General features: G+C 45.1%; 20 protein-coding genes. 4 read left to right on the top strand and 16 right to left on the bottom strand.

The window, feature by feature from the left end:
* Position 1 precedes the first annotated feature (1 nt).
* The 8 genes from tatC to GT348_RS02500 all read right to left on the bottom strand — a co-directional run bounded on the left by tatC (position 2) and on the right by GT348_RS02500 (position 6,822).
* Positions 2-823 (bottom strand): twin-arginine translocase subunit TatC, encoded by an 822-nt coding sequence (tatC, locus tag GT348_RS02530; RefSeq protein WP_160618377.1) that lies wholly within the window; start codon positions 821-823, stop codon positions 2-4.
* Entirely contained in the window at positions 816-968 is a 153-nt protein-coding gene (locus GT348_RS09320) for a hypothetical protein (RefSeq protein ID WP_236646558.1), read from the bottom strand. Before GT348_RS09320 ends, tatC begins: the two co-directional genes overlap by 8 nt.
* Positions 965-1,423 (bottom strand): twin-arginine translocase subunit TatB, encoded by a 459-nt coding sequence (locus GT348_RS02525; RefSeq protein WP_236646557.1) that lies wholly within the window; start codon positions 1,421-1,423, stop codon positions 965-967. The genes GT348_RS09320 and GT348_RS02525 overlap by 4 nt, the downstream gene beginning before the upstream one ends.
* The gene (gene scpB, locus GT348_RS02520) at positions 1,416-2,027 is read right to left on the bottom strand and encodes an SMC-Scp complex subunit ScpB (RefSeq protein WP_160618376.1); all 612 of its coding nucleotides are present in this window, start codon (positions 2,025-2,027) and stop codon (positions 1,416-1,418) included. The genes GT348_RS02525 and scpB overlap by 8 nt, the downstream gene beginning before the upstream one ends.
* On the bottom strand, positions 2,017-2,763 hold the full coding sequence (locus tag GT348_RS02515) for a segregation and condensation protein A (protein ID WP_160618375.1): 747 nt from the start codon (positions 2,761-2,763) through the stop codon (positions 2,017-2,019). Before GT348_RS02515 ends, scpB begins: the two co-directional genes overlap by 11 nt.
* A gap of 10 nt (positions 2,764-2,773) precedes the next feature.
* On the bottom strand, positions 2,774-3,493 hold the full coding sequence (locus tag GT348_RS02510; protein ID WP_160618374.1) for an SPOR domain-containing protein: 720 nt from the start codon (positions 3,491-3,493) through the stop codon (positions 2,774-2,776).
* 200 nt (positions 3,494-3,693) lie between these two features.
* The gene (gene argS, locus GT348_RS02505; RefSeq protein ID WP_160618373.1) at positions 3,694-5,508 is read right to left on the bottom strand and encodes an arginine--tRNA ligase; all 1,815 of its coding nucleotides are present in this window, start codon (positions 5,506-5,508) and stop codon (positions 3,694-3,696) included.
* 135 nt (positions 5,509-5,643) lie between these two features.
* The gene (locus GT348_RS02500; RefSeq protein WP_160618372.1) at positions 5,644-6,822 is read right to left on the bottom strand and encodes a deoxyguanosinetriphosphate triphosphohydrolase; all 1,179 of its coding nucleotides are present in this window, start codon (positions 6,820-6,822) and stop codon (positions 5,644-5,646) included.
* Between the two features lie 164 nt (positions 6,823-6,986).
* On the opposite strand from GT348_RS02500, the gene erpA reads away from it, so the two are divergent.
* Both erpA and xth read left to right on the top strand, forming a co-directional pair.
* Positions 6,987-7,325 (top strand): iron-sulfur cluster insertion protein ErpA, encoded by a 339-nt coding sequence (gene erpA / locus GT348_RS02495; RefSeq protein ID WP_160618371.1) that lies wholly within the window; start codon positions 6,987-6,989, stop codon positions 7,323-7,325.
* A 22-nt stretch (positions 7,326-7,347) separates the two neighbouring features.
* Positions 7,348-8,118, top strand: a complete 771-nt coding sequence (gene xth / locus GT348_RS02490) for an exodeoxyribonuclease III (RefSeq protein WP_160618370.1) — start codon at positions 7,348-7,350, stop codon at positions 8,116-8,118.
* A gap of 66 nt (positions 8,119-8,184) precedes the next feature.
* Here the strand turns inward: xth and aspS are convergent, their stop codons facing one another.
* The 3 genes from aspS to GT348_RS02475 form a co-directional block, all read right to left on the bottom strand.
* Complete coding sequence (gene aspS, locus GT348_RS02485; protein ID WP_160618369.1) at positions 8,185-9,993, bottom strand: aspartate--tRNA ligase; 1,809 nt, start codon at positions 9,991-9,993, stop codon at positions 8,185-8,187.
* 107 nt (positions 9,994-10,100) lie between these two features.
* Positions 10,101-11,654, bottom strand: a complete 1,554-nt coding sequence (locus tag GT348_RS02480) for an FAD-dependent oxidoreductase (protein WP_160618368.1) — start codon at positions 11,652-11,654, stop codon at positions 10,101-10,103.
* A gap of 26 nt (positions 11,655-11,680) precedes the next feature.
* Positions 11,681-12,493, bottom strand: coding sequence for a DUF2076 domain-containing protein (locus tag GT348_RS02475; protein ID WP_160618367.1), 813 nt, complete (start codon positions 12,491-12,493; stop codon positions 11,681-11,683).
* A gap of 267 nt (positions 12,494-12,760) precedes the next feature.
* On the opposite strand from GT348_RS02475, the gene GT348_RS02470 reads away from it, so the two are divergent.
* On the top strand, positions 12,761-13,642 hold the full coding sequence (locus GT348_RS02470) for a glycine--tRNA ligase subunit alpha (protein ID WP_160618366.1): 882 nt from the start codon (positions 12,761-12,763) through the stop codon (positions 13,640-13,642).
* On the top strand, positions 13,635-15,743 hold the full coding sequence (gene glyS, locus GT348_RS02465) for a glycine--tRNA ligase subunit beta (protein WP_160618365.1): 2,109 nt from the start codon (positions 13,635-13,637) through the stop codon (positions 15,741-15,743). The genes GT348_RS02470 and glyS overlap by 8 nt, the downstream gene beginning before the upstream one ends.
* 42 nt (positions 15,744-15,785) lie before the next feature.
* Here glyS and GT348_RS02460 read toward each other — a convergent pair whose 3' ends face one another.
* The 5 genes from GT348_RS02460 to mreC all read right to left on the bottom strand — a co-directional run bounded on the left by GT348_RS02460 (position 15,786) and on the right by mreC (position 21,244).
* Entirely contained in the window at positions 15,786-16,442 is a 657-nt protein-coding gene (locus GT348_RS02460; RefSeq protein WP_160618364.1) for a LysE family translocator, read from the bottom strand.
* Between the two features lie 63 nt (positions 16,443-16,505).
* The gene (rodA, locus tag GT348_RS02455; protein ID WP_160619413.1) at positions 16,506-17,648 is read right to left on the bottom strand and encodes a rod shape-determining protein RodA; all 1,143 of its coding nucleotides are present in this window, start codon (positions 17,646-17,648) and stop codon (positions 16,506-16,508) included.
* 57 nt (positions 17,649-17,705) lie between these two features.
* Complete coding sequence (gene mrdA / locus GT348_RS02450) at positions 17,706-19,652, bottom strand: penicillin-binding protein 2 (RefSeq protein WP_160618363.1); 1,947 nt, start codon at positions 19,650-19,652, stop codon at positions 17,706-17,708.
* 77 nt (positions 19,653-19,729) lie between these two features.
* Positions 19,730-20,230: a hypothetical protein gene (locus GT348_RS02445; RefSeq protein ID WP_160618362.1), complete on the bottom strand. Its 501-nt coding sequence runs from the start codon at positions 20,228-20,230 to the stop codon at positions 19,730-19,732.
* A gap of 78 nt (positions 20,231-20,308) precedes the next feature.
* On the bottom strand, positions 20,309-21,244 hold the full coding sequence (gene mreC, locus GT348_RS02440) for a rod shape-determining protein MreC (protein ID WP_160618361.1): 936 nt from the start codon (positions 21,242-21,244) through the stop codon (positions 20,309-20,311).
* Positions 21,245-21,253: the final 9 nt, after the last annotated feature.

The following is a 21,253-nucleotide window of genomic DNA, read 5'->3' as shown; positions in this document are numbered from 1 at the left end:
ATTAAGGAACTCCCCCACTTATATTACTTTCTGAGGACGTTTCTTCTTCGTCCTCCAGACGACGCGGCTCAACTAATTTGGCCGCAAGGATTGAAAATTCATATAAACAGACTAACGGGATTGCGAGGCTCAACATTGTAATTGCATCGGGTGGAGCCACAACGGCCGCTACAGCAAAGGCTGCAACATAAGCATATCGGCGCACCTTTTTTAATGAAGCCGTTTTTACCAACCCAGCTTTGACAATTAATGTTAGGGCAACTGGCAATTCGAAGCAGACACCAAAAGCCAGAATCATTTTTGTCACCAGATTTAAATATTCTGAAACGCGAGCCTGTAACTCAATGCCCATTTGATCTGTCCCCCCTGATTGCTGGAAGGAGAGAAAAAACTTCCATGCAAAGGGAAATACTAAATAATAAGCTAAGGCTGCTCCCAGTAAAAATAAGACAGGTGTTGCCACTAAAAAAGGTGCAAAAGCTTTTTTCTCATTGCGATAAAGACCTGGAGCAATAAAAATCCAGATCTGGATAGCAATCATGGGAAAAGATAAAAATAAAGCGCCAAAAACACCTACGCGAACATAGGTAAAAAAGGCTTCATATAAAGCTGTATAAATAAGATGAGGCTGCTCGCCCTTTTGGCGCATTATTTCAGCCAAAGGTGCCGCTAAAAAACGATAAATATCGCCAGAAAAATGATAGCAAATACCAAAGGCAATAATAAATGTTGCCAGTGACCAGATTAACCGACGTCTTAGTTCAATAATATGATCTATGAGCGGCATAGATTTATCATGAATCGGGTTTTGATCGTCAGTCATTTCGTTTCTCACCCTCAAGCGCGCCATTAGACTCTTTAAGGTCAAATGATGGGTCGGATAAAATCCGAATACGTTTGCCATGATGTAAAGCTATTTCAGGCGGAATGATAGCAGGTGTCTGCCAGTAATCTGCTTCTTCGATCAAACGGACAGCCGTGGTTGGGGGATAATGGCAGGTGCTTTTTCCAAAGCCTCCGCCTGAGCCTGAAGCCTGGCATTATAAGGAAGCTCTCCCCCAGGCTTATGGCTATCTGGTTCTGGCACTTTAGGTAAAGGAGGCGAAGCCTCTACGTGATGATAATCTAGCTCGGACTCATTTAAATCAAGCGATTGCCTCATTTTTTTATCAGGATCAATCGCGCGCGTTACCTGGTCTTTAATATTAAATTGACGCAGTTCCTTGAGTTGATCTCGCGCTTCTGAAAGATCAGCCTCTCGCACCATATCATCAATATGCTGCTGAAACTCGCCTGCCATCCGTCTAAGAGCTTTGATTCCTTTGGATAAAGTCCTCATCGCTATTGGCAAATCTTTGGGCTTGATAAAAATCAGAACGACGACAGCGAAAAGCGCAATTTCAGTCCAGCTAAAGTCAAACATCTTTGTTTTTCCTGGCCTGAGCAATAACAGGCATAATAACCTCGTTATTTTCGGCTGTAGCCGGGTCCAAAACAAGTTCTTCTTTTTTAGGAAGATCGCTTAAAGAATTAAGACCAAATAATTTTAAAAATTTTGGTGTTGTACCCCATAAAACAGGCCGTCCTGGTACTTCTTTACGTCCTTTCGGCGTCATCAATCCTTCTTCAATGAGAGTATCAAGAATATTCTGACCAAGACTTACCCCCCTGATAGCCTCGATCTCGGCTCTTGTGCAAGGTTGATGAAAAGCGACCACGGCCAATGTCTCCATAGCCCCGCGCGTTAAACGACGCGGTTTTTCTATTATTTTTGTCAAAGCAGAAGCAAATTCTTTTTTGGTACGGAATTGCCAGCCACGTGCCACAGCGCAAAGCTCAAAGGCATGACCATTTAAACGCTCCTCAAGCCCCTCAAGAATAAGAGAAAGCTCTTCACTTTCTAAATGATAATTCTGTGCTGCCAAATAAGAAAGCAGCGTTTTACTAGAAATAGGGTCAGCACTCGCAAAAAGATAAGCCTCGACCAAACTTATAATATGGTTTTTGTCTTCATCTCTAAACGTCATTGCAACCCCGCCACTCAATGAGAGCAAAGCTAGTTTCCTGCCTTAGTTCCAATACTCCTGACCTGGCCATTTCCAGCCCCGCCATAAAGGCTCCAGCAATGGCAGCTTTTGCTTCTATTGCGCTTAGCTCAGATAAAGTAGGTAGCAACATGGTCAATGACTGCCATTTATCACTATAAGGCTGCCCTAGTAAGCGCGACAAAATATCTCGTGCTTTTTGAACACTCCAATAATTAAAAGCACGTGGCTTATAGACGCGCTTTTTGTGAGTTCTTCTCCGAGATGTTAAGTAAGATGCAATAAGAGACGAAAATTCTGCTTTAAGGCACGAGCGATCTATATGGTTATGATTTTCAGAAATAGGCCGCTCAAAAACGGAAACTCCCAATTGAGGCTGATTTTCTAGCCATTTTATAAGCGCCTTCATATATTCAAGTTCTGCCAAACGCTCATGGAGCATTTCAGCAGCTTCTTCACTTTCTGCTTCCAGATGAGGGAGAAGAAGTCGAGACTTAAGCCATGTGAGCCAGGCTGCCATAACAAGCCAATCAGCTGTTAGCTCCAAACGTGAAAGTTGCGCTTCACGTTTGGCCTCTTCCACAACAGCCAAAAACTGTTCTGCAAGTTGCAGGACCGAAATTTGAGCTAAATCGACCTTCTGCTGTCGCGCAAGCTCCAATAGAAGATCTAACGGACCTTCATAACCATCTAAAGAAAGGTGAAGCTTTTCTGTCACCTAGCTTTCCCTAAAAAGACGCAGGGGCACAGGTAACAGAATGAGCTTTTAATTGAGCACAAAAAGCTTTTGACGCTTTAAGATCAGCGAAACCACCGATCCTTACACGTGTAAAGCTGCGGCCATTATGTAAAACCTGACTATAAAGGGGCGTTTTATGGCCCAATATATTTGGAACACGCCGTTGAAGCTGCTGCCACGCTTGACGTGCTTTTTCTTTACCCTCCAGCGCAACAAGCTGAACCTGGAAGGAGCCAGTATGAGTTACTGCCTTAGGCGGCGGTAAATGACGCGCTTCTTGCGAGGTTTTAACCTCAGCTTTTTTAACCACTGGCGCGCTTTTTTGGATTTTGGATACAGATGCCGATTCGGGCTCTGACGGAGCAGAAGGACCAGGCACCGATTGAACAGGCGGAATATCGCTTTGTAACGGTTTTGATATTTTATCTACAGGGAATTGTGACTGAACGGGCTGCTCACTTTTACGAGCTAAAACGCGTTCATCTGGTTGCTCAGTAGGAGGAGCAAGATGCACCTGCCCTTTACCAGTAACATCACTTTTAACCGTATCATCACTCATAACCTGCATTCCACCTGGGTCAGCCGGACGATCACGCACAGCTAAAGGCGGTGGCGCAATCACAGGCACCCCGTGGTGACGATTTCCGATAAGAGACCACCCTCCAACAGCCAAAAGCAGAAGGACGACAATGATCAGCGCACCCCCCATCAATTTTCTAGTCGCAGGGTCATGGCCCAATAAACTTGTAAGAATCCCATTTTGCCGACCATAAGTTGGTCTTTCACCAGGGGGGAGCCTCTCCCCCCTAATCTCTGACGGGGCCCATCAGCATAATTGGCGCCATGAAGGCGATCATCTGCTTGAGGGGGGTAATATTGGGCATCTTATCATCGTCACGGTCGAACATTTTAGCGTAGTTCCTCCAGAGCCTGTACTCCGAGAATATTCAAACCTGCTCTTATGGTTATGGCAATCGCAGCCACAAGTGCCAAGCGAGCAAAAGTTTGCTCAGGTGCATCTTCCTGAATAAAGCGGAGACTTGCGTTCTCACGGCCCCGATTCCACAGAGCATGGAAATCAGATGCCAGATCGATGGAATATGTTGCAATACGATGTGGTTCACGCACCGAAGCTGCCGCCTCTATCTGCCGCGGTAACGCGGCAAGACGACGTAGCACTGCTATTTCTTCTGGCGCTGTTAAGCTCGACAGATCTATTTGCGAAAGAGCTTTTTCACTGACACGCTCCTGACCATAGATTTCTATGCCATGCCGCAGGACAGAGCAGCACCGCGCATGAGCATAATTAACATAAAAAACAGGATTATCGCGTGTCTGCGCAACGGCTGCGTTAAGATCGAACTCCATTTGAGCATCGGCCTTACGCGTGAGCATAATAAAGCGCACGGCATCACGTCCCACTTCATCCAGAAGGTCACGCAATGTTATAAAGGTGCCTGCTCTTTTAGACATACGAACTGGTTCGCCGTCTTTTACCACCCGCACTATTTGACATAATACAGCTTCAAACTCTGTTTTACCGTCAGTTAGGGCCGAGATGGCCGCCTTCATACGAGAAACATATCCCCCGTGATCAGCCCCTAAAACGTCAATCAGCAAATCAGAACGTTGTGCTTTGCGCGCATGAAATCCTATATCATTCGCAAAATATGTATTGGTCCCATCAGCCTTACGCAGGGCACGGTCAGTATCATCGCCAAAATCAGTTGACCGGAACAAAGTTTGAGGACGAGCTTCCCAGTCATCAGGTAGCTTTCCTTTAGGCGGCTCTAACACACCTTCATATAAAAGCCCTTTATCCTGAAGCTTTGTGATGGCTTGATTCACATCACCCTCTGCCAGAACCGAAGCTTCGCTTGAGAAAATATCATGATGAATACCAAGGGCTGCCAAATCTTCTTTAATGGCCATCATCATGTGATCAAGTGCTGTCTGGCGCACTGTCTCAAACCACAATGATTCAGGGCCAACCCCATTATTATCACCAGCTAGAGAACGCCCAAATTTATCTGCCAAAAATTTACCGACAGGGATTAAATAATCACCCTGATATTGAAGCCCATTAGGTGCTAATTTATCAAAATCCTCGGCAGGAATATCGATATTAATGGCCTGGAGGTAACGCCAATAAGTTGCCCAAGTTAAAGCAATGACTTGGGTGCCAGCATCATTAATATAATATTCTTTTGTAACCTCATAACCTGCTTTAGACAGGAGATTTGCTAGAGCATCACCAACGACGGCACCTCGGCAATGTCCAACATGCATAGGGCCAGTCGGATTAGCCGAAACATATTCAACATTAGCCCGTTTTCCCTGCCCTAACCGGGAGCGGCCATAGTCTTTATCCCCTTTTAACAAAATGTTCGAAACGACATTTTGCCAAACAGATACCTTGAGGGTGAGATTAACAAAGCCAGGCCCTGCAATTTCTGCTTTTTCAATTTCAGGAATATCTCTGAGTGCATGAGCTAACTTTTCAGCGATATCACGTGGTTTACAACGAGCTGGTTTAGCAACCAATAAAGCTGCATTGGTTGCCATATCACCATGAGCAGGATCACGCGTTGGCGTAACTTCGATACGTCCTAAAATCTCTTTTGGCAGGGTAGGTTCAATGCTTTCCAGGCAGTTTACCACCTTCTCTAACATCTGCGAAAAAAGACAATCAGAGGCTTTAGAGATTTCAGAGGAAGTTGGCATAGACATAGATTCCTGTAGGGCCGTTAAACTGAATAATGACAGAATAATAAATTATAAATCTGCTTATAGAGATAGTATGATATTTTTTAAATCATCTCTTTCAGCCTGAATGATATGTGCTGAAGCATGTCAGACTCAAACGAGAATTGACAGATCTGTCAAACGAGCATGCTCTTCCATGGCATAACGGTCGCTCATACTTGCAATATAATCAGCGACAACACGCCTACAGGCCGTTTCATCTCCGGTTTTCTGCTTCATTATCGCCTTTTCGCGCCATGAGCTTGGTAATAACCTTGGATCATCTCCCAAAATTGAAAAAATTTCTGTCAAGGCTTTGCGAGCCTTGCGTGCCATACGCAATACTCTCCAGTGACGATACATATTAGCGTAAAGAAATTTTCTCACTTCCTTGTTCTTCTTTGCCATATCCATAGAAAAACCAATAATGGCCCTGCCTGCATACCTGACATCATCAGCACTTTGTGGAGCTAAGTCTTTAAGTGTGAGAAGGCTATTTTCCGTAAGATCACTGATCAGGGCATTAATAACACGCCTTACTAATTCATGACGTATACGTTGATCACGATCAACCGGATCTCTCTTCTTCCAATCTAAAGCCCGCACCTCATCAAGATATGTTTTAAGAAGGGGCACTTCTTCTAAATCTTCAAATTTTAAGAGACCTGCTCTTAACCCATCATCTAAATCGTGACCATGATAGGCAATATCATCACAAATAGAAGCAATTTGAGCTTCTATTGAAGCATAACTAGTCAATTTTAGAGGATAGGCCTGATCGAAATCCACAAGCCAGGAAGATGGTTTTTTTACCGGGCCATTATGCTTGGCAAGACCTTCTAATGTCTCCCATGTCAAATTAAGACCATCAAAGGCCTGATAACGAGATTCAACTTCTGTCACGAGCCTTAGGGATTGCAGATTATGGTCGAATCCTCCCCACTCTTTCATGGCATGAGCCAAAGCATCTTCTCCTGCATGACCAAAAGGCGTATGCCCTAAATCATGAGCTAGAGCGATCACCTCAGTCAGATCTTCATTGACTCCAAGATTACGCGCTACAGAACGTGCTATTTGCGCAACTTCCAGCGAATGAGTCAGGCGTGTTCGGAAAAAATCCCCCTCATGATTGAGAAAGACCTGAGTCTTATATTGCAGTGTCTTAAAACCGGTTGAATGAAGCACTCTGTCTCGGTCTCGTTGCCAGGGAGAACGGAAAGGAGACAAGGCTTCTACCTCACTATAAAAGCGCCCGCGTGCTTCTTCGAGCTGAACGGCATAAGGTGCTGTCATAAGTCCTCTTCTCTCTTCCTGACAGACTTCCCATCTTTATCAATGAAAGGTCTTTTCCAGTTAAGCATCGATTCTTCTCTTTTCATAAACTATAGTCAAGTTAAGGGACGTATCGCTCCTTTTTTAAAAACGACCTGCCACAGAGTTTTTCTGAGAGAAATTTTATGTCTGATAATTTTCGAATTTCTGCTTCTGCGGCTGCACGCATTGCTGAGATCATTGAAGCCCAAAATGAGACAGAAGGTTTAGCCTTACGCGTGGCCGTAAATGCTGGAGGCTGTAACGGCTTTCAATATCAATTCAAGCTAGACCGCCAGCAAAATGAGGATGACCAGATTTTCGAACAAGGTCAGGCGCGCGTTATAGTTGATTCTGCTAGTCTGCCCCTTCTAGAAGATGCTGAGCTAGATTTTATTGATAAATTAATGGGAGCCCATTTTGTTGTGCATAATCCCAATGCTGCCTCTGCCTGTGGATGCGGTAGCAGCTTTTCCCTTGCCTAAAACGCTTTAAAGGTTTCTGACAATGTCATTTAGTTTTGCCACCTGGAACATAAATTCTATCCGAATGCGTGCCCATTTGGTTTTAGAGTGGTTGAAACAACATCCTGATTGTCAGATCCTCGCCTTACAGGAAATAAAATGTGAGACAGAGCAGTTCCCTTCTCTTTTCGAAGAGGAAGGGTTTCATTGTCTCGTTAAAGGGCAAAAATCTTATAATGGGGTGGCTTTTATAAGCCGCACTCCCTTAACTTTAGTGACCGATCATCTCCCGGGTTTTGATGACCCAGCGGCTCGCTATATTGAGGCATCTATAAACGGACTAACTTTGGGTAATCTTTATCTTCCTAACGGAAATTCAGGTGGAGAAGCAGGCTTTAAGACCAAAATTTCTTTTTTCGATGCTTTATATAGAAGAACTCAGACCCTTTTAGAGGCTGGTCAGCCTTTTGCTTTTATTGGTGATTATAATGTCTGCCCTCACGACAGAGATTTAGCACCTGGAGCCCTATCACCAGATGACGCCTTAACACACCCCAAAAGCCGCGAGGGATTTCGGCGTCTTTTATGGGCAGGTCTGACCGATGCTTTGCGCGCCCTGCACCCTGATGAAAGAATTTATAGTTTTTGGGACTATCAGGCTGCCGCTTTTCAAAGAAACTCGGGCCTGCGTATCGATCACGCTTTATTATCACCCACATTAGCCGATAGGCTAGAAAAAGTGGTGGTTGATCGTGAAGAACGTGCTCGCGAAAAACCTTCTGACCACGTTCCTCTTATTGTAACAGTCCGTTAATAAAGACTGGCCACAAAGTCCTCTCTTTTTCAAAGAGAGGACTTGAAACTATCTTAACGCCCTATCCTAGTTCTGAGGCGCCGCTGTGACTTTAGGTTTAGGCAAGTCGAGCTTGAGCGAAAGCTCTTTTAAACGTGCTGGCTCAATTGGAGCTGGTGCTTCCATCATCAAGTCTTCACCACCCTGATTGAGTGGGAATAAAATAACTTCTCTGATATTTGGTTCATCAGCCAATAACATGACAATACGATCCACACCTGGAGCTGCACCACCATGAGGAGGAGCGCCATAACGGAACGCATTTAACATACCACCAAAACGCTCTTCAACGACTTCCGGGCCATAACCTGCAATTTCAAAAGCACGCAACATTATATCCGGGCGGTGGTTTCTGATAGCACCAGAAGACAGCTCTACACCATTACAGACAATATCATATTGATAAGCCTTAATGGTCAAAGGATCGTGGTTGTTAAGAGCATCTAAGCCGCCTTGCGGCATTGAGAATGGATTATGTGAGAAGTCAATTCTCCCCGTTTCTTCATTATGCTCATACATTGGGAAATCAACAACCCAGCAGAAACGGAAGGCATTTTTCTCAATAAGGTCGAGTTCTGTAGCAATTTTGGTGCGAACAGTTCCCGCAAATTTTGAGACAGCATAATCTTTATCTGTGCCCGCAGCGAAGAAAACAGCATCACCAGCTTTTAGGCCACAAATATCACGCAATTCCTGCAAACGTTCAGCTTCCAGATTTTTCGCAATCGGGCCTTTGCCGCCTTCTGCTTCAAAAATAACATAACCAAGGCCGCCAGCACCCTGCTCACGTGCCCAGTTATTTAATTTATCGAAGAATGTACGGGGCTTATCACCAGCATTTGGAGCTGGAATTGCTTTAATTTTTCCACCTGAAGCTGCAATTTTGGCAAATAAACCAAAAGAAGAACCGTCAAAGACTTTTGTCACGTCTTTCAGAATAAGAGGGTTACGTAAATCAGGTTTATCAGAACCATAATCGCGCATGGCATCAGCAAAAGGTATACGAGGAAAAGCTCCGTCTGAGATTTTCCAGCCTTCTGGCGTAAATTCTTCAAAAAGCCCAGCTAAGACAGGTTCTAAAACGCCAAATACATCTTCCTGAGTGGCAAATGACATTTCAAAATCGAGCTGGTAAAATTCACCAGGACTACGATCGGCTCTGGAAGCTTCATCACGGAAACAGGGTGCTATTTGGAAATAGCGCTCTAAACCTGCCACCATAGCGAGCTGCTTAAATTGCTGAGGCGCCTGCGGAAGAGCATAAAATTTGCCAGGATGCAAACGGGCTGGCACCAAGAAGTCACGTGCTCCCTCTGGTGAAGATGCTGTAAGAATAGGGGTTTGAAACTCTACAAAGCCCTGCTCCTGCATGCGCCTACGCATACTTGCAATAACGCGGCTGCGTAATAAAAGATTACGCTGCATTTTGTCACGACGAAGATCGAGATAACGATATTTAAGACGTAAATCTTCTGGATAATTTTCTTGCCCTGCCACCTGGAAAGGTAGGACTTCGGCAGCCGACTGAACAGTAATATCCTTGGCACGCAGCTCAATATCACCCGTGGGTAGTTGCGGGTTACGCTGGCCATTTTCACGCACAACAACTTCGCCCGTAACAGTAATAACGCTTTCTACCCGTAAACGTTCAGCCTGCTTTAAAAGCTCCCCTTCTTCAGGGATAACAATCTGCGTCATACCGTAATGGTCACGCAGATCTATAAAAAGTAAGCCCCCGTGGTCGCGCTTACTATGGATCCATCCAGAGAGCCGTACGGTCTTCCCTGCATCATTTGCGCGTAATGCGCTGCATGTGTGTGTACGGTACTGGTGCATGGATCTTACCCTTATTCCTCGGCTGTTATATAAAATTAACCACGATTTAAGATGGGCAGGAAGCCGAGCCAACCCCCTTATGTCAAGCCCTGTCCGTTTAAATCATATCACATGGATGAATTATCTGAGTCATCTTCTATGAATTGGTCGTAATTTACAGCGGCCTCTGCCATTGCGGCAGCCCGGCCAGAGCTGACTATTCCTACGATGCGTTCTTTTGCTCTGAAGGTCGCTATGAAATCATATTTTCTCATATCGCCTTCAATGATAACACGGTCAAAAGGCTCACCCCAGCCCAAATATTCCAGCTTTTTACCAAATTGTTGTGTCCAGAACCATGGAGTGGGTACGCCATCCAGTGGAGCGCCCATAATGCTTTTAGCAGCAATACGCCCCTGAATCTGTGCATGACGCCAATGCTCAAAGCGGCAATTTCTGCCATTACGATGCATAGCAGAGACATCACCAACGGCATATATTTTGTCCGTTAATTTCATCTCATCATTAACAATCAAAGAGCCGTCATTGTCTTTGGGAAGGCCCTCAATAAAATCGGAATCAGGTGTGACACCCACTGCTGATAAGACATGCGAGCAGGGTATAACCGTGCCGTCATCAAGCTCTATGGCATTAACTTTGCTATCACCATGAATCTTGACCAATTTACTGTCACGGATAAAGGCTACACTATTTTCTTCATGAAGATGCAAAAGCATAAGCCCCAATTCACGTCCGAACTGCGATTCCATAGGAACAGATTCGGCTAAGATAACTGTAACGCCCACACCTTTTTGTCTTAATGCCGATGCTACTTCTAGGCAGATAAACCCACCGCCAACGAGCACAACGACATCTTCGGGCTTGATAACCTCTGCCATATGCTGGGCTTCTTTGAGGTTGCGTAGTGTCATAACGCCTTCAAGATCGGCGCCAGGAACGTCAAGCTGATTAGGTTTAGCACCCATGGCTAAAATAACATTGTCTCCACGCTTCGTTGAACCATCTTTCAACGTCGCTATGTGCGTGGCAGGGTCAAAAGCAACAACAGTATCGTAAATAACTTCTATATTATTCTGTTGATAATAGGACTCATCAAGCAAGAACGGTAATTTAAGCTTTTCAGGGTCGCTCAAAATGACCGTTTTACTTAAGGCTGTACGATTATAAGGGAGAATTTTTTCTCTGCTTATCATCGTAATTTTACCCGCATAACCACCTTGCCGAAGGGTATAGATGGCGCTTGCCGCAGCCCCACCACCACCGATAATTAATACGGACTCGTCTTTCTTGATAGGAGCAGGTTGGGGTAATTCTTTCGGCCTGATTCCAACCAAAACACGTCCCTGAATGACCTCGACGGGATAAGTCGGTAAGGGCGCAAAAGCGATTGGCTCAACAAGCTCACCCGTTGCTGCTGAAAAAACAGCCTTATGCCATGGGCAAACCAGCACGTCACCATTTGCTTTTGTGTGACATAGGGCTCCCTGATCAATGGGAGCCCCTTTATGAGGGCATCTACCACCGAGAGCCTGCACCTCATCACCTCGGCGCACTAAAACTATGGCGTGACCAGCCACAGAAAGAGGGTGTATTTTCCCCTCTTCCAGACTGTTTAATGCTGCGACATCATGAAATGTTTGGCCTTCGACGCTATCAGACATTCTGCCCTCCTTTTTTCTTTTATAGTTTAGAAATCGTCAAAACCGCCGCCATCGAAGTCACCACCGAAATCACCATCGAAGCCGCCGCTATCATTACCAAAGAAATCGTCAGAACCACTTTGTGAAAAATCACCATCACTAAAGCCTGACCCTTCTGTCCCGGCACCATCAAAAGGATCGGATCCTCCGAAGCCACCAGCCGCTCCAGCAGCATTATCTCCGCCAAAACCGGCCGCGTTATCTGCACCACCGGCGGCAGCACCGTGATGACCGCTAAAAAGCCCTTCGAGCGCATTAGCCGCCATCATACCACCAGCAACACCTGCGGCAGTTGACAAGGCCGAGCCCAAAAATCCTGAGCCAGAACGCTGAAACATACCAGGCTGGTACCCTGGTGGTGGCGCATATCCATTTTGATAACCACCCTGGGGCATTGGCGGTCTTTGTGCCATATTTGCCTGCGGTCCCCATCCTGGTGGGTAAGCATTAGGAGCCTGTTGTGGTGTTTTGCGCCCCCCAAAAAGGCCACCCAAAAACCCACCTGATTGCTGCTGCTGCTGATTATTTTGCATAAGCTGTGAGCGAGCCTGCTGAAGCTGAAACTCAAGGTCACGAATACGGTTCTGGGCCTGAGACAAAGCCGCTTCCTGAACAACAGCAAGCTGCGTAATACGATAACGTGCCTCTGGATATTTTTCAAAATTTTCAGCAATAAAGCGATCAGCTTCCGGATCAATAGGGGCTAGGGCAACCTGTCCACCCTGAGCACCTGGAGCTGAATGACCAGCCCCCACGCGTGCCACAAAGCGACTAATGAGATCCCGTTCTTCAGAGTTCATAAGAATGCCATCCTTTTCTCACCACTTTAGCAAAAAGCAGTTATTCTGATCTTAGATATGATATTTATCACCTTCGACCGCAAGATAACAGGACTTCTCTAAGGCCATTTATAGGTGAAGCTTAATAAGCTTGTTAACTTAACGTTAATTTGCACGATGATTTATTAATTCTCAGCAATTAAATATCAACATATTTCACACTCTGGAGATATGATATTTCATAGGCTAAGATAGACTGAATTATATCTCTAAACGGAGCCTAGTGAATTGTCTTTAATCCGGCCTCCTTGCTTCCAAGATCTTATCTTACGCCTCCATCAATTCTGGGCAGAAAAAGGCTGCGCTATATTACAGCCTTATGATACAGAACTTGGAGCGGGCACTCTCTCTCCTTATACAACGTTACGTGCATTAGGTCGTAAGCCCTGGGCTGCGGCATATGTGCAACCTTGCCGTCGTCCCTCAGACGGACGTTATGGAGAAAACCCCAACCGTCTCCAGCATTATTACCAATATCAGGTTTTACTTAAACCCACACCGCAGGAAAGCCAAAATCTCTTACTGGAAAGCTATCGTGCTATCGGTATCGACCCCGAAAAACATGATATTCGCTTTGTTGAAGATGACTGGGAAAACCCCACAATTGGTGCCTGGGGTCTAGGGTGGGAAGTTTGGTGCGACGGGATGGAAGTCACACAATTTACCTATTTCCAGCAAGTAGGTGGCATTCCAACTGTTATGCCTTCGACCGAACTAACTTATGGGCTTGAACGCTTGGCTATGTATGTTCAGGGCGTTGAAAATGTTTATGACCTTGATTTTAATGGTCAGGGCCTAACTTATGGCGATGTCTTTTTACGTGCTGAAAAAGATTATTCACGCTATAATTTCGAGCTTGCTGACACAAAAATGTTGTTAAACCACTTTAATGACTGCGAAAAAGAGTCCCTTCGTCTTTCTGAAGCCGGCGTCGCTCAGCCCGCATTTGACCAGTGTTTAAAAGCCTCTCATCTTTTCAACTTACTTGATGCACGTGGTGTAATTTCTGTTTCAGAACGCGCATCTTATATTGGCCGTGTACGTGTTCTTGCTAAGGCGGCCTGTGAAGCCTGGCTCACTATAGAAGAGGGAGAAGACGCTCATGGCTGAATTATTTCTTGAGCTTTTGAGCGAAGAAATACCTGCTGGAATGCAGGCCCGTGCCGCGCGGGATTTATCTCAACTCGTTCACAAGGCCCTTGCCGATCTTAATCCTAAAGAGGTTTTTTCTACCTACGGCACGCGACGTCTTGCTCTAAGCCTAACTATTGACACACAAATCCCTGCGCGCATTCATAGTGAACGCGGTCCGCGTGAAACGGCTCCTGAAAAAGCTTTAGCCGGTTTTATGCGTAAACATAATATTACTCAGGATGAGCTTAAAAAGGACAATGGATTTTGGGTTTTAGAGCGCGAGCTTCCTGCCCGCTCAGCTGCAAACCTTATTGCTGAAACTTTTCCTGATTTATTATGGAATTTCCCATGGCCCAAAGCCATGCGATGGGGAAAAGGCTCTCTCTTTTCCTGGGTCCGCCCTCTGCATTATATCACCTGTCTTCTTGATGGTGAGATTGTACCTTTCTCCTTAATGCGAGAAGACGACGATGCGCACGGTCTTACTTCGAGTAATATTTCGGAGGGGCACCGCTTTTTGGCACCGGGAACATTTACTGTTAAAAATGCATCACACTGGCGAGAAGAGCTACAAAAACGCTTTGTCGTTACAGATGATTCTCAGCGCAGAGACATTATCCAAAAAGGCGTAGCTGCTTTAGCCCAGGAAAAATCTTTAAAGCTTGTTGAAGATGATGCTCTTACCGAAGAAATAAGTGGCCTGGTTGAATATCCGGTCCCCCTACTTGGGACGATTGAGTCTCAATTTATGGATTTACCAGCTGAAGTGATGCAAGTTTCCATGAGGGTAAATCAGCGATATTTTGCGCTAAAAACACAAGAGGGCAAAGCTGCACCTTATTTTGCATTTGTCGCAAATCGTACATTTGACGATCATGGCAGCTTGTGTATTGCCGGCAATGAACGTGTTTTACGTGCACGCTTTGCAGATGCACGACATTTTTGGGATCTAGACCGTAAAACACCTCTGGCTGATCGTGTTCAAGATCTTGAAGCTGTCACTTTTCATGCAAAATTAGGCACGCAAGAAGAGCGCTCACAGCGCATAAGCGCATTGGCTGGTATTGTTGCTAAGGCTATGGGACTTTCTGAGACCCAAATAAACCAGGCTAAAAGAGCAGGCTTATTGGCCAAAACTGACCTGACAACAGGTATGGTCGGAGAGTTTCCTGAGCTACAGGGCATTATGGGGGGCTATTATGCTGCTCATGATGGTGAAGACATAGCCGTTTCCCAAGCTATAGCAGAGCATTATAAGCCTCGCGGGCAAGACGACACCCCTGCAACAGCCTCCGTTTCAAATGCCGTTGCGCTGGCTGACCGCCTGGATATGCTTGCAGGGTTTTTTGGTATTGGGGAAGTCCCTTCAGGTTCTGGGGATCCCTATGCATTGCGGCGCTCAGCGTTAGGCGTGATACGAATTATTCGTGATAATAATTTGCGTATTGATCTGGGAGCACTTCTTTTCCAGGCAGCACAGAATCTTTCTGAGCGGCAGCTTACAGAAAATAATGCTTTAAAAGATCTCGAAGGCTTTTTTACGGAACGTTTGAAAGTACAGCTCAAAACAGAAGGGAAACGTCATGATATTCTTGACGCAACCTTAGCTGTTACCTCTGCTCAAAAAGGCGAAACCCTCTTTGAAAAGCACCTTGATGGTGATCTCGTCAGGCTTTTAAGCCGGGTTGATGCTCTATCTGAAATGATTGAGCATGAAGAGGGCAAAAATCTTCTCGCAGCTTACCGTCGTGGGGCTAACATTTTGCGTATTGAGAATAAAAAAGACGGACCGCATAAAGGTCAGGCTGATTCCACTCTCTTTACATTAGATGAGGAGCGAAACCTGGAAAAAGCCATTCAAACTGTTGAGCCATCTATTAGTGCATGCCTCAAAGCAGATGACTTTAGGGGCGCAATGCGGCATTTAGCGACCCTACGCCCTGTCATGGACAGCTTTTTCGAAAATGTAACTGTCAATGCAAACGAGCCAGAACAGCGTAAGAACAGACTCCTTTTATTAGCAGCATTTTGCCAGGAGGCTCACTCTATCGCTGATTTTAATAAAATCGAAGGTTAGGTAAAAAGCTAGGAGGTTTTAAGGCCTCCTAGCTCATTCTTTTTAGATAGGGTTGCGTGTCATAAAAATTTTGATACCAAAACCAATGAACACAATTCCTGACAGACGGTCCAAGCATTTCACTACAGCTGGTTTTTTCAAAATTCCTCCTAGAGGCACCGTCAAAATAACCAGCAAGCTCAGCCACAGAAACGCAAGAATCATCTGAATGGCTGTCATAATAAGCGTAAAAAGAGCAACATTGGTATGAGGTGGTATAAATTGTGGAAAAAACGTCATAATAAAAATACCAGCCTTTGGATTAAGTAAATCCGTCATAAGGCCTCTGCGTATGCCTATACCAAACGGGCCAGTTTTGATTTTTGACACTCGCGGTGAAACTTTTTTAATTTCTGTAGCAAAGCTGGTTCTTGGCCTGATTAAGGAGTGCAGACCGAGCCACGTTAAATAAACAGCACCAGCACATTTTAAAAGAAAAAAAGCCGTTTTGGAGGCTTCTAAAAGCGCTGTTAACCCTAAGGCAGCTGCCAACCCCCAAATTCCAAGCCCTATAGCAATTCCGCATACAGCACCCATCCCCATTTTACGCCCATCTCCAGCAGCAGTGCGGAGAATCATCACAGTATCTAGCCCTGGGGTGAGAGTAAAAACGATAGACGTCGCTAAAAATGCTATAAGTGGAACGATATATTGATGCACCGGTCCTAGTCCCTAATGCTTTATAAAATAAATTGCTCCAATACACCTTTTAAATAAAACGCACTAGAAAAACTTTGTATTTTCTGGATCAGGTTCATCACGATGTACCCAGCTTGAAAGTAAAAGTCCAAAGCCAAACATCATTGTGAGCATAGCCGAACCACCATAAGAAATAAGTGGTAACGGCACCCCTCCCACTGGAATAGCCCCCATAACCATTGAGAGGTTGGCAGCACAATAAAGGAAAAAATCCATTGAAATGCCCAGTGCCACTAACCGCCCAAAGCGATTACGACAACGCAAAGCCATAAACATACCACTTAAGACAATTAGCGATAAAAGAGCGATAACGGCTATACAGCCTACATAACCCCACTCTTCACCAATCATTGTGAATATGAAATCAGTTTGTTTTTCTGGTAAAAAATTAAGTTGTCCCTGGCTGCCATGCAGATAACCTTCACCCCACATTCCGCCAGAACCTAAGGCAATTTTGGATTGAATAATATTATAACCTGCACCGAGCGGGTCATGCTCAGGATGTAAAAATGTGTCGATCCGTGCTTTTTGGTAATCGTGCAAATGCGCGTAAATAAATTTACCTAAAAAAGGTATTGGGGCTGCCAGAATAAAAATTTGCCACCACCTCATACCCGCCGCAAAAAATAGAGAGGCCCCAATAGTGCCTATAATAGCCCCTGTCCCTAAATTAGGCTCTTTAAGCACTAATATAACAGGTAAAAGCGTTATGATAGCAGGAATAATAAGCCTTAAGGGGTTGCCCATTTCCTTACGGCTTACTCTCTGGAACCACGTCGCCAACATTAAAACGAGTGCAATTTTAGCAAATTCAGAAGGCTGAAACTGAAACCCGGCCAAATTAATCCAGCGCTCTGCCCCCTTACCCACATGGCCCATTTTGAGCACTAATGTCAGTAATATAATAGAAAAGCCATATATGGGGACTGAAAGCATACGTAGCATTTTGGGAGGAAAAAATGCCACGCACAGCATCATAATTAACCCAAAGCCAAACCGTATGATTTGCGGTGTTGCAAAAAGTTTAGCATTACCGCCTCCGGCAGAATATAGCGCTACATAGCCAACACCTGCCAAAAGGCACACCAATAATACAAAAAACCAGTTTATTCGCCATAATCGCGACAAAATATGTAAGTCTGGCTCGGAGCGTAAAAGGCGACGCATCGTTTTAGGTATGGTCGTATTTACCACAGTAATCCTCCTAAAAGAGCGTCCTTTTCTTCAATCATCGAACGGATCAGCACTCGCAACAACGCCACGCGACAATGTCGAACGACTTGCCGGATCTCTCAATAAAGTATCGGTCATAATCTGACGTGCTAAAGGTGCGGCTTCTCTTGCGCCAGCATTGCCATGTTCAACAACAACTGACACAGCATAACGGGGATTATCATAAGGCGCAAAACATATAAAAAGTGCATGCGGGCGATACTGCCAGGGCAAATTCATAGAATTAAAATGCCCACTCTCCCGCATCGCTCTTGATACACGCCTGACTTGAGCTGAGCCTGTTTTCCCAGCCATTAATATTCCTGGCAAACCAAGTCGGGCAGCGGGTGCTGTTCCATGTGGTTCATTAACAACAGCAAACATGCCACGCCGAATTACATCAAGCTGCTCTTTTGAAAATGGTAATTCAGAGGGAAGCAAATGGTCTCTGTTAGTAAGACCCCTATCATCTAATGTGCGAATAAGATGAGGATGAACACGTTTACCTGAGGCAATACTTGAAACATAAGTAGCTAAAGCTAAAGGCGTGACCTGAACAAAACCCTGCCCAATCCCTGCATTAACAGTATCACCTCCATTCCAGTGAAAACCGTGTTTTCTACGCCATTGTGGCGTAGGTATAAGCCCGGCATGCACATGCGGAAGTTCAATAGATAATTTAGTACCTAACCCTAAACTTTCAGCTGCTTTTTTGATTTCTTCCATACCGCAGCGGCGTGCTACTTGATAAAAATAGACGTCACACGAATATTTTAGCCCTTCATGCATGGTAAGTTGGCCATGGCCATAGCGATTCCAGCAATGAAAGCGCACGCCACCCATATCGTAATGACCAGGGCAATTAAAACGTTCTGTTGGTGAAACTTTTCCTGAGCTAAGTGCTGCCAACGCTACAGCTGGCTTAAAAGTCGATCCAGGGGGATAAACACCTGCAACGGCTTTATCAACAAGTGGCGTGCGTGGATCAGTAATCCACTCTTTCCATTGCTTATGACTTACGCCTGAATCAAATAAAGTAGGATCAAAAGAGGGCGTGCTAACTAAAGACATTACTTCGCCATTACGGCAATCCATAACGACAGCACTTGCAATGCGCTCTCCCAAACGAGACAGAACCTGTGCCTGTAGCACAGTATCAATTGTCAAACCTACCTTATGACCAGGCACACCTTCGACACGTTCAATCTCGCCAATAACACGCCCTAAAGCATTAACCTCCATTTCTACCGAACCAGGTTCGCCTTTAAGATCAGGCTCCTGTGTCAGCTCAAGTCCGGCCCTTCCCACACGCATACCCGGCAAAGCAAGTGTACTATCACGCTGCACATCCTTTTCATTTGGCGGTGCCACGTAACCAACAATATGCGCCATCAAGTCTTTATGCGGATATTCCCGCGTTGTGCCAACATCGATCAGCACCCCTGGCAAGCGGGGCGCATTAAGCCCGATACGGGCCATATCATCCCAACTTAAAAACTCTTTTAAAGTTAGGGGAACATATCGCTTGAGATGTTTTTTATCGCGCTCAATGCGAGCACGATCATTTTCATCAAGAGGAATAATTTTGGAAAAATGGTGAACGACAGCGTCAATATCAGTCGTTTCTTCAGGCATAAGCAAAGCGCGCCAGTTAACACGATTACCGGCAACCAAAATGCCACTACGGTCATAAATCGTACCGCGTGGTGGTGCGAGAAGGCGTTTGCTAATTCTATTTCGGCGTGCTTTTTCCTTAAGGGTGTCGCCTTTAATGACCTGAAGAGAATATAGGCGTTCTGCAAGAGTGCCTACAACAGCAATCTGCCCGCCTATTAAAAGCAGGGCACGCCTTGTAAACACACTTCGCCCTGCCCGTGAAGCGCCATCCTCACGACTGAGAGAAAAATGTCCCGACCTTTTTGAGGCTTTTGGACGCTTTGGAGAGCGCTTAAAAAACATTCAGACAAAATGCTTGATCAATGGGGGGTTCAACACTTAGCTAATTTAACGACTCGTAGGTCAATCTGCAAACTTTTTTATAGATCTTTATCACTGTTAAAAATACGACGCTCCCATATAAAAATTACGTATAAACAGGGATAGATACCCACCGTTAGTGCAAATTGGAACAAAGCCACCAAAGGCGAGAGCAATGTCCCTGCTCTTAAGGACATAAGCATCCATTCTAAGATAACCCCGCCTATCATCGTCAGTGAAAATGCTCCCCAAGAAGCCAAAAACCGCCCTTGGGCCAACTTAAAGCGCCATCCATGCGCAACCCCGTATGTCGCTAACATCCATAAAAGCAATATACCTGGCGGACCAGAACGAAAAAGCTCAGCTATCAAGCCACTAAAAAACAAAAATAATAGAGGTAGTGATAATGGCGCATATAAACACCAAAACCAAACTGTACCTAATATAATGGCCGTCTGTATTTCACTTTGCCCTGGAAGGGCAAAAGGCGCAGAGAAAAAAATAGCTGTAAAGATTATAACGAGGGAAGGAACTGTTCTATTCCTAAAAAACCTTCTCATAATCTTTTATAACCTCAAGAGGAAAAGCGGAGACAAGGCGGTATTACCTCTTTTTAAGATTTTTGATGCGACCTGTATTTAACCATTACTTGTGTGCGTAAACGGCCAAAATTTATCTAATCCATGCCACCCTGATGATGGTCTATATCTTGGTGATACAGGCTGAATCGGCACACGCTCACGGACCCTACCCTCTGCGGGGGGCGCTTCTACCCCCTCACCTTCGTCAAAAACACGAATGTAAGAAAGATGAGCCATATCAGCAACAGGTACAACAACAGGCCGCCCTAATTTACTGTAATGAACGTGACCAATAAGGACACCACCTATTATCCCTTTTTGTGAGCGTGTTTCAACCTGCTCACCTTCCAGAGGTCTATAGTCAGAGGAGTAATAAAGCAAACGAGGCAAAGACGAATTATCCCCCACCATAATGGCATCTCCCTGTGACGAAGCCATAGTCACAGGAATACGGCTTGCCGCATCCGTAATAAGCAGAATTCTGACAACATGTGGTCCCACCTCGCTAACGCGACCAACAAGCCCTAAAGAATCAACGGCTATACTACCCAAGCGCAGGGAATGTTGCTGACCTATATCAAGTAATACGGCACGTAAATAAGGCCCTGTTTCATCACGAATAACCTGGCCTGCAACATAAGTAATTTTAAGGTTAGTGCCCCAATGTAAAAGGGATTTCAGACGCTTATTTTCTGTTGCAACTTTTTGAGCCAGCTCAATTTGCAACTGCAAATCATGGTTTTTTTGCCGCAAGCGACTATTTTCAGCGGCAAGATCAGTAACGCCTTTTAGATCGGTAAGCCACATCTCGACTTGCTTTTGAGGATAAGTCAAAACCGCATAGACAGGAGCCATTTTTTCCATCACGCCTAAGCGTAAGAAAGAAAAACCCGATGGCCATACTTGCCCGATAAATACTATTCCGATCGTTAATACAATCAAAATAGGTAATAATATACCGGCCAGAACCTGTCTTGCGTGAATTGAGAGCATTCTCTATTG

It is taken from the genome of Aristophania vespae (assembly GCF_009906835.1).
GTDB classification, from domain to species: Bacteria; Pseudomonadota; Alphaproteobacteria; order Acetobacterales; family Acetobacteraceae; genus Aristophania; species Aristophania vespae.
The sequence above is the reverse complement of the archived record's forward strand: the minus strand, read 5'-3'. Positions and strand labels throughout refer to the sequence as shown.